General features: G+C 33.7%; 11 protein-coding genes. 10 read left to right on the top strand and 1 reads right to left on the bottom strand.

Annotated features, from left to right (window positions below):
• Window positions 1-3: 3 nt before the first annotated feature.
• From CD128_RS06065 to ltaS, 3 genes are all read left to right on the top strand, one after another.
• Window positions 4-720, top strand: a complete 717-nt coding sequence (locus CD128_RS06065; RefSeq protein WP_103329139.1) for a 5-oxoprolinase subunit B family protein — start codon at window positions 4-6, stop codon at window positions 718-720.
• Window positions 708-1,712, top strand: coding sequence for a 5-oxoprolinase subunit C family protein (locus tag CD128_RS06060; RefSeq protein ID WP_103329138.1), 1,005 nt, complete (start codon window positions 708-710; stop codon window positions 1,710-1,712). Before CD128_RS06065 ends, CD128_RS06060 begins: the two co-directional genes overlap by 13 nt.
• Before the next feature lie 515 nt (window positions 1,713-2,227).
• Window positions 2,228-4,165, top strand: coding sequence for a polyglycerol-phosphate lipoteichoic acid synthase LtaS (ltaS, locus tag CD128_RS06055; protein WP_103329137.1), 1,938 nt, complete (start codon window positions 2,228-2,230; stop codon window positions 4,163-4,165).
• A 67-nt stretch (window positions 4,166-4,232) separates the two neighbouring features.
• Here the strand turns inward: ltaS and CD128_RS06050 are convergent, their stop codons facing one another.
• Entirely contained in the window at window positions 4,233-5,051 is an 819-nt protein-coding gene (locus tag CD128_RS06050) for a ZIP family metal transporter (protein WP_103297223.1), read from the bottom strand.
• A gap of 117 nt (window positions 5,052-5,168) precedes the next feature.
• Here CD128_RS06050 and CD128_RS06045 point away from each other — a divergent pair, with 117 nt between their 5' ends.
• The 7 genes from CD128_RS06045 to CD128_RS06015 all read left to right on the top strand — a co-directional run bounded on the left by CD128_RS06045 (window position 5,169) and on the right by CD128_RS06015 (window position 15,081).
• Window positions 5,169-7,049: an ABC-F family ATP-binding cassette domain-containing protein gene (locus tag CD128_RS06045; protein ID WP_103329136.1), complete on the top strand. Its 1,881-nt coding sequence runs from the start codon at window positions 5,169-5,171 to the stop codon at window positions 7,047-7,049.
• A gap of 13 nt (window positions 7,050-7,062) precedes the next feature.
• Window positions 7,063-8,841: a DNA helicase RecQ gene (gene recQ, locus CD128_RS06040; RefSeq protein ID WP_103329135.1), complete on the top strand. Its 1,779-nt coding sequence runs from the start codon at window positions 7,063-7,065 to the stop codon at window positions 8,839-8,841.
• 171 nt (window positions 8,842-9,012) lie between these two features.
• Window positions 9,013-9,975 carry an ABC transporter ATP-binding protein gene (locus CD128_RS06035; protein WP_103329162.1) on the top strand — a complete coding sequence of 321 codons (963 nt, stop codon included), beginning with the start codon at window positions 9,013-9,015 and terminating at the stop codon, window positions 9,973-9,975.
• Window positions 9,972-11,486: an ABC transporter permease/substrate-binding protein gene (locus tag CD128_RS06030; protein ID WP_103329134.1), complete on the top strand. Its 1,515-nt coding sequence runs from the start codon at window positions 9,972-9,974 to the stop codon at window positions 11,484-11,486. The genes CD128_RS06035 and CD128_RS06030 overlap by 4 nt, the downstream gene beginning before the upstream one ends.
• A gap of 169 nt (window positions 11,487-11,655) precedes the next feature.
• Window positions 11,656-13,170: a peptide MFS transporter gene (locus CD128_RS06025; protein ID WP_103329133.1), complete on the top strand. Its 1,515-nt coding sequence runs from the start codon at window positions 11,656-11,658 to the stop codon at window positions 13,168-13,170.
• Window positions 13,171-13,363: 193 nt separating this feature from the next.
• Window positions 13,364-14,419, top strand: coding sequence for a histidinol-phosphate transaminase (hisC, locus tag CD128_RS06020; RefSeq protein ID WP_103329132.1), 1,056 nt, complete (start codon window positions 13,364-13,366; stop codon window positions 14,417-14,419).
• Between the two features lie 125 nt (window positions 14,420-14,544).
• Entirely contained in the window at window positions 14,545-15,081 is a 537-nt protein-coding gene (locus CD128_RS06015) for a 5' nucleotidase, NT5C type (RefSeq protein ID WP_103329131.1), read from the top strand.
• The last annotated feature ends 153 nt before the right edge of the window (window positions 15,082-15,234 follow it).

Below are 15,234 nucleotides of genomic sequence, written 5' to 3'. Positions count from 1 at the left end.
GTTATGAAAATTTATAGCCAAGGAGATCAAGCAATTGTTATTGCGATAGAAAAAGATGTCTCTCAAAATGTTACAAGAGATTTAATCGCTGTACGTCGTCATTTATTAGAGAAAAATCTCCCATTTATTACTGAAATTGTTCCAACTGAATCAGATATGATGATTTGTTATGATGCTCGAGATATGATCAAACATCATCATATTACTTCACCTTTTCAATATATGAAAGATCTTGTTCACTCAATTCATGAAGAAATAAAACTACTTAATTTAAATGAAGCGGATAGTACCTCTCATACCATTCCTATTATTTACGGAGAAGAATTCGGCCCAGATTTAGAGGGATTATTGAACTATTATAATATTACAAAAGAAGAATTTATTAAGTTACATTCTGGAAATCAATATTTTGTTTCGATGATGGGATATTTACCTGGATTCCCATATTTAACTGGGATGAATGAAGCATTATATGTCAACCATACGTGTGAAGAGAAAAAAATGGTTAGAGCTGGATCAGTTATTTTAGAAGGTAAAAAGTGTGGCATTGTCACGACAGATACATATAATGACTGGCTTGTTATAGGATATACGCCATTACATTTATTTAACCCTAATCAAGTAGATTTCAATCTACTGAAATTAGGAGATAATGTCACTTTTCAACCTAAAGAACGTAAAGAAATACAATTAGGAGATTTTAAATCATGTCAATCATAATAGAAAAAGCAGGATTATTTAGCAGCTTTCAAGATTTTGGACGTTATGGATATGAATATGCAGGCGTCATTCCTTGCGGGGCTCTAGATACGCTAGGTCACGAAATAGCGAATCGTCTTGTTGCAAATGATAAAAATGAAGCTACACTCGAAATGACACACGTGATGGCGAAAATTCGTTTTACTGAGCCAACTTTAATCGCATTAACAGGCAATAACTTTGAAGCGTACACTCAAAAAATGAAAATTAAGCCTTATAAATTATACTTAGTAGAAAAAGATGATGTTTTATCTTTTAAAGAAACGAATAAAACCTCTCGCGTTTATCTTGCGGTAGGAGGCGGCTTCAAATTAGATTCATGGCTAGGTTCAACATCAACTGATTTAAAAGTGAATACTGGAGGCTTCCATGGACGTACGCTTGAAAATGGTGATGAAATTGAAATGAAACGTCAATATACCGCGCGTCATCATAAACTTTTTGAAAATTTAGCGGAAAAGCATACGACAGATTGGGGCATCGATGGATATGCTTTATCATTTAATTATATTTCAGATGTTTTCCATGTCGTGGCTAATAAGGGAACTGAAGACTTTGATGAGGAAACAAAATCAAATTTCATTCACGGAGATTATAAAGTGACAAATAAATCTAACCGCGTGGGAATGTTGCTTGATGGTAAAAAAATTAAAGCTTATTACGATGATATGCCAGCTCATCAACCTGTAAAAAAAGGGACAATACAAGTTAAGCGTGATGGCACGCCGATTATCTTATTAAATGATCATTACACAATTGGAAGTTATCCTCAAATTGGCACCATTGCTAGCTATCATTTAACTAAATTAGCTCAAAAGCCACAAGGTGCTCGTTTAAAATTTCAATTTATAGATATTGAGACAGCTGAAAAGAACGTTGTGAAATTCAGTAACTGGATGAATCAATTATTCCACGGCATTGAGTTTCGTATGCAAATGGAAATGATGAAATAACGTAAATTTTACAGTTTTATTGGAAAAATAACGGGTTTTAGAAGAGTTTAATTACACTTTGTAGGTCCTTAGTCTGATTAAATAAATATAGCAAGAAGTTATAATATATAAATCAGTTTTAAAAAATCAGTAAGTTAGTTATTCATTAAGGTGATGTGTTTTTTCTTGATAAATGAGTAAAAATACTATATATTTATATATTGAACTATGACGCTTTATTACAGTAATATTACAAACTTCATTGTTCCTTAATAAATAATTAACAATTAATAGAATAATGCCAAATATGTTTTGAAATTAAGAATGTTTATTTACGCTTAATTAACTTGAGGATAAAACCTCTTTAACTAAAAACAGATATGACGCATATTCTTCCAATAAAGATCTAAATGAATTTAAAAGCGAAACGAATTATGAGTACTTGCATTACGGACATATTTGAGTGAGTGTTTAAGTCTTTCAATAGTCTTTAACATTTCTTCAAAGTTGAATAACTACAAACGGAGGAAACATTCATGAGTTTACACAAAAAGAAAATAAGTCTTTTTGCGTTTTTCTTATTAACTGTTTTTACAGTGACTTTAAAGACGTATTTTTCATACTATGTTGATTTTTCTTTGGGTGTTAAAGGACTAGTACAAAACTTAATACTACTGATGAATCCATATAGTCTAATTGCGCTAATTTTAAGTGTGTTCTTATTCTTTAAAGGCAAAAAGGCATATTGGTTCATCTTTATCGGCGGTTTTTTATTAACGTTCTTACTTTATGCGAACGTAGTGTATTTTAGATTCTTCTCAGACTTTTTAACATTTAGTACGCTTAACCAAGCAAGTAATGTTGAATCAATGGGAGGAGCAGTAGGTGCTTCATTCAAATGGTACGATTTCGTTTACTTCTTAGATACTATTGTTTATCTTTTCATCCTTATCTTCAAGGGTAGTTGGTTAGATAAACGTGTATTTAGTAAAAAGTTTGTACCAGTAGTAATGGCGGCTTCTGTGGCGCTATTCTTCTTAAACCTTGCATTTGCTGAAACAGATCGTCCTGAATTATTAACACGAACGTTTGACCATAAATACTTAGTTAAATATTTAGGACCATATAACTTCACTGTATACGATGGTGTTAAAACAATTCAGAATAACCAACAAAAAGCGTTAGCATCTGAAGATGATTTAACCAAAGTATTAAATTATACGAAACAAAAAAATACAGAGCCTAATCCAGAATATTTCGGTGCGGCTAAAAAGAAAAATATCATTAAAATTCATTTAGAAAGTTTCCAAACTTTCCTTATTAACAAAAAAGTAAATGGTAAAGAAGTAACACCATTCTTAAACAAATTATCAACTGGTAATGATGACTTCAGATATTATCCAAACTTCTTCCACCAAACTGGACAAGGTAAAACATCAGATGCCGAATTTACAATGGATAACAGTCTATACGGTTTACCACAAGGTTCTGCTTATTCATTAAAAGGCGATAATACGTATCAATCTTTACCAGCTATTTTAGATCAAAAAGAAGGCTATACTTCTAATGTAATGCACGGTGACTATAAAACATTCTGGAACCGTGACCAAATATACAAACACTTTGGTATCGATAAATTCTACGATGCAACTTACTACGATATGTCAGATGAAAATATCGTTAACTTAGGTTTAAAAGATAAACCATTCTTTAAAGCATCAGCAGATTATCAAGCTAAAATGAAACAACCGTTTTATTCACACTTAATTACATTAACGAACCATTATCCATTTACGTTAGAGCCTCAAGATGCAGATATTGATAAACCAAATACTGGTGATTCAACAGTTGATGGTTATATCCAAACTGCACATTATCTTGACCAAGCTCTAGAAGAGTACATCACTGACCTTAAGAAGAAAGGTCTATATGATAACTCAGTTATTATGATTTATGGTGACCACTATGGTATTTCTGAGAACCATAATAACGCAATGGAAAAATTATTAGGTGAGAAAATTACACCAGCTAAATTTACTGACTTGAACCGTACTGGTTTCTGGTTGAAGATTCCTGGTAAATCAGGCGGCGTAGATGAAACATACGCTGGTCAAATGGACGTTATGCCAACTATCTTACATTTAGTAGGTATTGATAGTAAAAACTACTTAATGTTTGGTACAGATATGTTATCTAAAGATCATAATGATGTAATTCCATTCCGTAACGGTGACTTTATTACTAAAGATTATAAATATGTTAACGGTAAGGCTTACTCAAATAAAGATAACGAACTATTAACGACACCACCTAAAGATTTAGAAAAGAATAAGAAACAGGTTGAAAAAGATTTAGAAATGAGTGACAACGTGTTAAACGGTGACTTATTCAGATTCTATAAAAACCCTGATTTCAAAAAAATAGATCCATCAAAATATGAATATAAAACTGGTCCAAAAGGTAACCAGAAATAATGCAAAAAAGCAGATTGAACGTTGCTTCGTTCAATCTGCTTTTTTCGTATATTCAATTAATGAACCATTAGCCTAGTGCGACGTCTAAAATCATCATAATGGTGAAACCAACCATTAAACTCAATGTGGCTAAATCGGTATTATTACCCGATTGAGAGTCTGGTATGAGTTCTTCTACGACTACAAATATCATGGCACCTGCAGCAAAAGCCAATGCATAAGGTAGTACTGGAGTAATAAATATAATGGTCGCTGCGCCTATGGTTGCGAAGATAGGTTCGACAATAGCGGAAGCTTGGCCATAATTAAAGGCTTTCCAACGAGAAGCACCCGCTGCTCTAATAGGCATTGATAAAGCTGCACCTTCTGGTATATTTTGAATCCCTATACCAATTGCTAAACCTAATGCACCGAAAAAGGTTGCTTTGCCATTACCAGTAGCAATACCTCCAAATGCAACTCCGATAGATAAACCTTCAGGAATATTATGTAAGGTAATCGCTAAAACTAATAATGCATTTTTACTTAACGACGTTTTAACACCTTCTCTATATTGGCTATTATCTCCAACTTTTTGGTGAATATGAGGGATGACATAGTCTAGCCCACGAATAAATATACCACCTAAAAGAAATCCAACAGCAGCTGGAACCCAGGCAGGTAAAGAACTATCTTTACCATACTCTATAGAAGGTTGCAATAAAGACCAAAAACTTGCAGCAATCATAATACCGGCTGCGAAACCTTGCATAGATGTTAAAACTTTATGATTTACTGTTTTAAATATAAACACCGCAGCTGCCCCTAAAGCAGTTAATAACCAAGTAATAATACCAGCTATTAATGCTTGTAAATAGGGCGGTAAACTTTCAAAAAAGTCTATCATATCTCTTATCTCCTTGTATCATTTACACTTAAAAAGGTGTATAATATATAGAACTGAATTAAGCTTATCAAAATTATTTTGAAATTTCGATATTTCGATACAAAAGGAAGTAGAAGCATGGAAGCGTATAAAATAGAGCATTTAAATAAGTCATATGCAGACAAAGTGATATTTGATGACTTGAATCTATCTATTTCTGAACATGAACGAATTGGATTAGTAGGGATTAACGGTACAGGGAAAAGCACGTTACTTAAAGTGATTGGCGGTTTAGACGAAGATTTTACTGCTGATATTACGCACCCTAATCAATATCGTATTCGCTATTCTTCACAGAAGCACGATTTAGATGAAGATTTAACTGTTTTTCAAGCTGTATTAAGTTCAGATACAACCACATTACGTATTATTAAAACGTATGAAGAAGCTGTAAATGCATATACGCAACAACAAGATGATCGTCATTTTCAAAAAATGATGGAAGCTCAAGAAGCAATGGATCGACATAGCGCTTGGGATTATAATGCTGAGATTAAAACGATTCTTTCTAAATTAGGAATTAATGATACATCTAAAAAAGTAAAAGAACTTTCTGGTGGTCAACAAAAGCGCGTTGTTTTAGCTAAAACACTTATTGAACAACCAGATTTATTATTATTAGATGAACCGACAAACCATCTGGATTTCGAATCTATTAATTGGTTAATTAATTACGTAAAGCAGTATCCACATACCGTTTTATTTGTAACGCATGATCGCTACTTTTTAAATGAGATTGCTTCGAGAATTGTTGAATTGGATAGAGGAAAGTTGAAATCATATCCTGGTAATTATGAAGATTACATTGCAATGAGAGCCGAAAATGAGCTCATTGAACAAAAGCAACAAGAAAAACAAAAATCATTGTATAAACAAGAATTAGCTTGGATGAGAGCAGGCGCTAAAGCAAGAACAACCAAACAACAAGCCCGTATCAATCGTTTCAATGATTTAGAGTCAGAAGTTCAAGCACATCATACTCAAGATAAAGGGCAATTAAATCTTGCTTATTCAAGATTAGGTAAACAAGTTTATGAACTTGAACACTTAACGAAGCAAATCAATGATAAAACCTTATTTGAAGATATTACTGAAATCATTCAAAGTGGACAACGAATTGGAATTGTAGGTCCTAACGGTGCCGGTAAAACGACATTATTAAATATTTTAAGTGGAGAAGATGTCGACTATATAGGTACGTTGAAAATCGGTCAAACAGTTAAAGTCGCTTATTTTAAACAAACAGAAGAAACGCTAGATAGAGATATCAGAATGATTGATTACTTGAGAGAAGAAAGTGAAGTCGCTAAGGAAAAGGATGGCACTTCTATTTCTGTAACGCAATTATTAGAACGATTTCTATTCCCAAGTTCGACACACGGTAAAAAGATTTATAAGTTATCAGGTGGAGAACAAAAACGTTTATACTTACTAAGATTGTTGGTACATCAACCAAACGTGTTATTACTTGATGAGCCTACGAATGATTTAGATACTGAAACGCTAACTATTCTCGAAGACTATATTAGTACCTTTGGTGGTTCAGTGATTACAGTAAGTCACGATCGCTATTTCCTTAATAAAGTTGCGCAAGAATATTGGTATATTCATGACGGGAAAATGGAACGAATTATTGGAAACTTCGAAGATTATGAAGCGTATAAAAAAGAACAAGATAAGCTGCAAGCACTTGAGAAACAAGCACAACAGCCTAAGCCTAAAACGAATGTAAGAAAGAAAACAGGCTTATCTTATAAAGAAAAACGAGAATATGAAATGTTGATGGAACGTATTGAACAGACAGAAGAACGTTTAGAACAAATCGACGAAGAAATGATAGAAGCAAGTGCAGATTACGCTAAAATTAAAGAATTGAACGAAGAAAAAGAACAATTGGAACAAACATATGATATGGACATCACGAGATGGAGTGAACTTGAAGAAATAAAAGAGCAATAAGGGGAAAATTTTTATGGAAGCAACGTTATCGCATTATTTTGGTTACGAAACATTTAGACCGGGACAAAAAGAAATCATTACTAAAATAATGGAACACCATAATGTCTTAGGCGTACTGCCTACAGGTGGAGGTAAATCTATTTGTTATCAAGTACCTGGTTTAATGCTTGGGGGAACTACGATTGTTATTAGTCCATTAATTTCTTTGATGAAAGACCAAGTGGACCAATTAAAGGCGATGGGGATTAAAGCAGCCTATTTAAACAGTAGTTTAAGTAAAAAACAACAAAAAGAGATCGAAACTGAGTTAATGACAGGAGACATTCAATTTTTATATGTTGCACCTGAACGTTTCGATAATGGTTATTTCTTAAACTTACTAAGTAAAATTAATATTCATTTAATTGCTTTTGACGAAGCACACTGTATTTCTAAATGGGGACATGATTTTCGTCCTAGTTATCAAAGTGTAATCCAGAAAGTGTTTACTCTTCCTCAAAACTTTACGATTGTCGCTTTAACAGCGACAGCTACTGCAGAAGTGCAACAGGATATTATGGAGAAACTTAATATTGGTAAATATGACGAAGTGAAGACAAGTACGAAACGTCGTAATTTGATTTTCAAAGTTAACCCAACTTATCAACGCCAGAAGTTTGTAATTGATTATGTACAAAAACATAAAGATCAAGCAGGCATTATTTATTGTTCAACACGTAAGCAAGTAGAAGAATTACAAGAAGCGCTAGATTCTATAAAAGTGACTTCAGCGATTTATCATGCAGGACTAACTAATAAAGAACGAGAAGAAGCACAAAATGACTTCGTATATGACCGTGTGAAAGTAGTTGTTGCGACTAACGCATTTGGTATGGGTATTGATAAATCTAATGTCAGATATGTCATTCATTATAATATGCCAGGCGACCTTGAATCATATTATCAAGAAGCGGGGCGTGCAGGACGAGATGGCTTAGAGAGTGAATGTATTTTATTATTTAGTGAACGTGATAAAGGGCTACATGAATACTTTATTACGGTTTCTCAAGCCGATGATGATTATAAAGATAAAATGGGTGAAAAACTCACTAAAATGATTCAATACACTAAAACGAAGAAATGTTTAGAAGCTACGATTGTACACTATTTTGAACCTAATGAGAAATTAGAAGAATGTGGACAATGTAGTAGTTGTATTCAACAAAATAAAACATATGACATGACCCAAGAAGCTAAAATGATTATTAGTTGTGTCGCACGAATGCGCCAACAAGAAAGTTATAGCGTGATTATCCAAGTACTACGTGGAGAAATTACGGACTACATCAAATATAATGACTACGATAAACTAACAACGCACGGTTTAATGAAAGATTATAAAACATCTGAATTAAGTCATTTAATTGATGAACTACGTTTTAAAGGATTCTTAAATGAATACGATGAAATTTTAACGTGTGATGAAAGTGTCATACAATTGCTTAATAATGATAAAAAGGTTTATACAACGCCATTTAAGAAAAAAACGAAAGAAAAAGTATATATTAATACGGTTGAAGGTGTAGACCGAGCGCTATATGGAGAATTAGTTGAAGTACGACGTCAATTAAGCGAAAAACTGGATATTGCACCTGTAAGTATCTTTTCAGATTATACGTTAGAAGAATTTGCGAAACGTAAGCCAGAATCTAAGCAAGAAATGATTGCAATTGATGGGGTAGGTAGTTATAAACTAAAACATTATTGCCCTAAGTTCTTAGAAACGATTCAATCTTATAAAACAAGTATCTAAATATAAAATAAGGTTTGAGCATTGGTAAAATGCCAAACCTTATTTTTATATATAGAGTTAGTTTTTGAAAAATAAAAAAACAATAAAATATGAATTTAGCATTAAACATGTTTTAATAGGGAATAAGTAATGCAAAAAGTCTGTCTAGGCAGTATAAATGAAGGTGACGAAATGATTGAATTTAAAGACGTAACCAAACGTTACGGGGGGAATATTGCTGTAGATAATGTGAGCTTTAAAATAAATGAAGGGGAATTCTTTGTACTTATCGGACCTTCAGGATGTGGTAAAACGACGACATTAAAAATGATTAATCGACTTATCCCATTAAGTGAAGGTTATATTTATTTAAAAGATAAACCTATTAGTGACTATCCTGTGTATGAAATGCGTTGGGACATAGGGTATGTGTTGCAACAAATTGCCTTATTCCCGCATATGACAATAAAAGAAAATATTGCGCAAGTACCACAAATGAAGAAATGGAAAGAAAGTGACATTAACCAACGTGTTGATGAATTATTAAACATGGTAGGGTTAGAACCAGAAAAATATCGTGACCGTAAACCTGATGAACTTTCAGGTGGTCAACGTCAAAGGGTTGGCGTCATACGTGCATTAGCGGCAGATCCGCCTGTTATTTTAATGGATGAACCATTTAGTGCATTAGACCCTATTAGTCGCGAGAAATTACAAGATGACTTAATTAAATTACAAACACAAATTAAGAAAACGATTGTCTTTGTCACACATGATATTGAAGAAGCAATGAAATTAGGCGACCGTATTTGCTTATTAAATAATGGTCACGTTGAACAAATTGATACGCCTGAAGGTTTCCGCGCAAACCCTAAAAATCAATTTGTTGAAGAATTTATGGGTCATCACTTGCATCAAGATAAAGATGAATTGACATTAAAAGATTTAAATATGACTGCGCCATTAACTGAATCCGGCGTACAACAAGACTATCCAATCGTTCATAGTAACGTAAAATTACGTGATATTTATTCAACATTAGCTCAACATGAAGCAGTCATCGTTAAAGATGCTGATACCTCAACTCAGTCATTGTTAAAACGTGAAGATATCTTTAAATATTTATCTGAAACTGACAAGGAGGTTAAAGCATGAATGAATTATTCACGACGCTAAGCGATCGCAAAGGCGAGTTGCTTAGAACAATTATTGAACATATTCAAATTTCATTTATTGCGCTATTTATAGCTATCCTTATTGCGGTACCGCTTGGTATTGCCCTAACGAAGACGAAGCGTTTATCAGAAATTGTCATGAATATCGCTGCGGTGTTACAGACGATTCCATCCTTAGCATTATTAGGTTTAATGATACCTATCTTTGGGATTGGGAGAGTCCCTGCTATTATTGCATTAGTTGTCTATGCGTTATTACCTATTTTGAGAAATACATATACTGGTATCCAAGAAGTAGACCCATCACTTATAGAAGCGGCTAAAGGGATTGGCATGAAACCAATGCGTCGTTTAACTAAAGTAGAATTACCTATCGCTATGCCTGTGATTATGGCCGGAATTCGCACAGCAATGGTATTAATCATCGGTACTGCGACACTTGCTGCGCTAATCGGTGCTGGTGGTCTAGGGGATTTAATTTTATTAGGTATCGACCGAAATAATACTTCACTTATTTTAATCGGTGCCATTCCTGCAGCCTTACTTGCGATTATCTTTGATTTAGTTCTTCGCTTTATGGAGAAATTGTCATATAAGAAATTGCTGATTACGATTGGTATTATCGTATTAATTATCTTGCTAGCTATTGTCGTACCACTTTTCGGGAAAAAGGGCGATAATATTACACTGGCAGGTAAATTAGGATCTGAACCGTCAATTATTACAAATATGTATAAAATACTGATTGAAGATGAAACTGACGATACTGTCGATGTGAAAGATGGCATGGGTAAAACGTCATTCTTATTCAATGCGTTGAAATCAGACGATATTGACGGTTATTTAGAATTTACCGGAACTGTGCTAGGTGAATTAACTAAAGAGGACCTTAAATCTAAAAAAGAGAATGCAGTTTACACTCAAGCGAAACAAAGTCTTGAGAAAAAATATGATATAACTATGTTGAAACCGATGAAATATAATAATACGTATGCTTTAGCAGTGAAAAAAGATTTCGCTGAGAAGCATAATATTAAGACAATCGGTGATTTACAGAAAGTTGAAGGTCAACTGAAACCAGGCTTTACGATGGAATTTAATGATCGTCCTGATGGTTATAAAGCCGTGGCAAAAGCATATGACTTAAACTTATCTAATATTAAAAAGATGGAACCTAAATTGCGCTACACAGCCGTTGAAAAAGGCGATATTAACTTAATTGATGCTTATTCAACAGATGCTGAGTTAAAACAATATCATATGGTTGTGTTAAAAGACGATAAACACGTCTTCCCACCGTATCAAGGAGCACCATTATTCAAAGAAAAATTCTTGAAAGATCATCCAGAAATTAAAAAGCCATTAAATAAATTAGCTGGTAAAATTTCAGATGAAGAAATGCAAGAAATGAATTATAAGGTGACTGTGAAGAACGAAGACCCTTATAAAGTAGCGAAGCAATACTTACAAAAAGAAGGTTTAGTTAAATAATAGATAATTGAGGAATGAAACAATAATTGGTTTTTAACGACTGATTTTATTGTTTCATTCCTTTTTTAATATCTAGAAAAGTGTAACTTGAATTGTAATCTTAGATTAAGTTCTTTACACTAGAGTTTAAATACAAAAATATATATGTATTTATAAGGGGTGGGGAAAATTGAATACAAAAAACTATTCAAGACAAGAAATTGTTAATAGTGTGCCTCAAAAAGGATTTTTTTGGCATCCGAAAGGGCTTAGTACGCTTTTCTTTACAGAATTTTGGGAGCGCTTTAGTTATTATGGCATGAAAGCCATTTTAGCTTATTATTTATATTATTCTGTAAGTAAAGGTGGCTTTGGCTTACCACAAGGTACAGCCTTACAAATTGTCTCTCTTTATGGGGCATTGATTTATATGTCAGGAACTATTGGGGGATGGATAGCCGATAGAATTATTGGTACAAGACATGCGCTATTCTACGGTGGCATATTAATCATGTTTGGCCATATTTTATTAACGATACCGGGTAATTTAACGGTTGTTATGATTGCTTTGTTACTGTTGATTATCGGTACGGGTTTGTTAAAGCCAAACATTTCTACAACAGTGGGAGAGTTATATGATCATAATGATAAACGCTTAGATGCAGCGTTCACTATATTCTATATGGGTATCAACCTTGGTAGTTTTTTATCACCATTTGCGACAGGCTACTTACAAACTCGATTTGGTTTTCACTTCGGCTTTGCAGTAGCTGCAATCGGAATGTTCATTGGTCTGGTTATTTATTTAATTACAAACAAAAAGAATTTAGGCCTGGCAGGGGTCAGTGTACCGAACCCATTGCGTAAGGAAGAAATTAAAAGGTTATCTATTATTACTGCAATTTCAGTCGTAGCATTCGCTATCGTATTACTTATCTTGCAATTAATAGGACATTTAAGTTTATCTAGTTTCAGTATTATCGTTACATTAATCGGTGTTTTATTACCGATTGGTATTTTTGTTTATATGTTATCAAGTAATAAAACGCGTAAAGAAGAACGTTCAAGAATTTATAGTTACATACCATTATTTATTACTTCTGTTGCTTTTTGGATGATTCAAGAACAAGGTTCAACGATTTTAGCTAATTTTGCTGACCAAAAAACAGAATTAAGTTTAGGTAAGTTAACACATGGTTTAATTGATTTTCATATTCCGGCAGCATGGTTCCAATCTATTAACCCAATTTTTATTATCATTTTAGCACCTGTATTTGCGAATATATGGACGAAGTTAGGTGAACGCAATCCAAGTACAGTATATAAATTCGCAGCCGGCGCTATCTTTGCGGGTATTTCATATTTAGTAATGATTATTCCACTAAGTAGTCATGCGCATTTAATACATCCAATTTGGCTTGCGTTAAGTTTCTTCTTAATTTCTGTTGGAGAACTTTGTATTTCTCCAGTAGGTTTATCTGTGACTTCGAAATTAGCACCTGCGAAATTTTCAGCGCAAATGATGGCATTATGGATGTTAAGTAATGCGACAGCCCAAAGTCTTAATAGCCAAATCGTCGTATTATTTAAGATGATTAGTGAGAAAGAATTCTTCTTATATTCTGGATTATTTACATTAATTATCGGTGTTATTTTGATTGTCATTTCACCAATGGTCAAGAAAGCCATGGGTGACGTACAATAATGTAGTTTTATTATTTTTAATTTTTGAAAAGGATTATAAAGTGTTGGGCCTCCATTTTCAAAAAAGAAATATAAGTTTAGTGATAAGGTAAATTGAACCATGAAGACTGTCAGAAAACCCTTGTCTACAGGTTGAATTAAATGGTGTATAATTTAAATAAATGTTTATATTTAAGACAAAGGAGTGGTTGTACATGAAACAACAATTGAATCAACTATCAGCATATCAACCGGGCTTGTCACCGCAAGCGCTTAAAGAAAAACATGGGATTGAAGGTGATCTTTATAAATTGGCCTCTAATGAAAACTTATATGGGCCATCACCTAAAGTTAAAGAAGCCATTCAAGCAAAGTTAGATGAATTATACTATTATCCGGAAACAGGCTCGCCAGCGTTGCGAAAAGCGATTAGTGCGCACTTAAATGTAGATGCTTCAAGAATTCTATTTGGCGCTGGGCTAGATGAAGTGATATTAATGATTTCACGTGCAGTTCTAACGCCAGGAGATAAAATCGTGACGAGCGAAGGAACATTTGGACAATACTACCACAATGCGATTGTTGAGTCTGCTGAAGTAGTACAAGTGCCGTTAAAGAATGGCGGCTTTGATTTAGAAGGCATTCTTAAAGAAGTCGATGATGACACAGCATTAGTGTGGGTATGTAACCCTAACAATCCTACGGGTACGTATTTCAATCATGAGGAGTTAGAACATTTCTTGGAACGTGTGCCTAGTCACGTGCCTGTATTAATTGATGAAGCTTATTTTGAATTTGTGACGGCAGAAGATTATCCTGACACATTGAAGTTACAAGAACGTTTTGATAATGCATTTTTACTTAGAACATTTTCAAAGGCTTATGGATTAGCGGGATTACGTGTAGGATATGTAGTAGCGACTAATGAAGCTATTGAAAAATGGAACATTATTCGTCCACCATTTAATGTGACACGCCTATCGGAATATGCAGCGATTGCAGCATTAGAGGATCAAGCATATTTAAAAGAAGTGACGGCTAAAAATGCGGTAGAACGCCAAAAATTCTATGAGATACCACAAAGTGAACATTTCTTACCAAGTCAAACTAACTTTGTCTTTGTTAAAACGGATAAACCTCAAGCATTGTATGAAGCATTGTTGCAAGTTGGATGTATTACGCGTCCGTTCCCAACTGGCGTACGTATTACGATAGGTTTCCCTGAACAAAACGATCAAATGATTGAAGTATTGAAGCACTTTGAGTATTAAAAGATTTTGCTCATCTTGTGTAGAGTACAGTTTCTCGCAAGTGCTCAAATTTTGAATTCTGTTCTGTCCTTAAATTTTTTGCTATACTTTAACGGTATATAGGTAATGATTAAGGGAGAGATTACATGTCTAGGAAATCTATAGCAATTGATATGGATGAAGTATTAGCTGATACATTAGGCGCGATTATTGAAGCGGTTAATGTTGAAACAGAGTTAGGCATTACTGTGGAATCATTAAATGGACAGAAATTGAAACATGTTATTCCTGAACATGATGGTTTAGTACGTGATATTTTACGTGCACCAGGTTTCTTTAGAAATTTACAAGTGATGCCACATGCGCAAGAAGTCGTTGAGAAATTGACAGAGAAGTATGATGTCTATATTGCGACTGCTGCAATGGATGTGCCAACTTCATTCCATGATAAGTATGAGTGGTTACTTGAATTCTTCCCATTCTTAGATCCGCAACAGTTTGTATTCTGTGGTCGTAAGAATGTAGTGAAAACAGATTATTTAATAGATGATAACCCTCGACAACTACAAATCTTCGAAGGTGAACCAATTATCTTTACTGCTTCTCATAATGTTAATGAAGACCGTTTTAAACGTGTAAATGGTTGGAAAGATGTTGAAGCACTTTTCCTAGGGGAAGAATAAGAATAGCGATTAAGATAAGAAACAATGTGTAACATTGTCATTTATCTTAATCGCTTTTCATTTTTTAGGTTCTATGAGAAATGCGGTTGATGAAACAAATTGATTGTTTCATTAACCGCATTTTTTGTATAAAAAGAGCGCAAATATCTCTAT

Origin of the sequence: Staphylococcus croceilyticus, from assembly GCF_002902575.1 — a bacterium.
GTDB lineage: Bacteria > Bacillota > Bacilli > Staphylococcales > Staphylococcaceae > Staphylococcus > Staphylococcus croceilyticus.
The sequence above is the reverse complement of the archived record's forward strand: the minus strand, read 5'-3'. Positions and strand labels throughout refer to the sequence as shown.

Coding starts and splice junctions, on each gene's coding strand:
- CD128_RS06065 (WP_103329139.1), top strand. CDS start 4: ATGAAAATTTATAGCCAAGGAGATCAAGCAATTGTTATTGCGATAGAA.
- CD128_RS06060 (WP_103329138.1), top strand. CDS start 708: ATGTCAATCATAATAGAAAAAGCAGGATTATTTAGCAGCTTTCAAGAT.
- ltaS (WP_103329137.1), top strand. CDS start 2,228: ATGAGTTTACACAAAAAGAAAATAAGTCTTTTTGCGTTTTTCTTATTA.
- CD128_RS06050 (WP_103297223.1), bottom strand. CDS start 5,051: ATGATAGACTTTTTTGAAAGTTTACCGCCCTATTTACAAGCATTAATA.
- CD128_RS06045 (WP_103329136.1), top strand. CDS start 5,169: ATGGAAGCGTATAAAATAGAGCATTTAAATAAGTCATATGCAGACAAA.
- recQ (WP_103329135.1), top strand. CDS start 7,063: ATGGAAGCAACGTTATCGCATTATTTTGGTTACGAAACATTTAGACCG.
- CD128_RS06035 (WP_103329162.1), top strand. CDS start 9,013: ATGATTGAATTTAAAGACGTAACCAAACGTTACGGGGGGAATATTGCT.
- CD128_RS06030 (WP_103329134.1), top strand. CDS start 9,972: ATGAATGAATTATTCACGACGCTAAGCGATCGCAAAGGCGAGTTGCTT.
- hisC (WP_103329132.1), top strand. CDS start 13,364: ATGAAACAACAATTGAATCAACTATCAGCATATCAACCGGGCTTGTCA.
- CD128_RS06015 (WP_103329131.1), top strand. CDS start 14,545: ATGTCTAGGAAATCTATAGCAATTGATATGGATGAAGTATTAGCTGAT.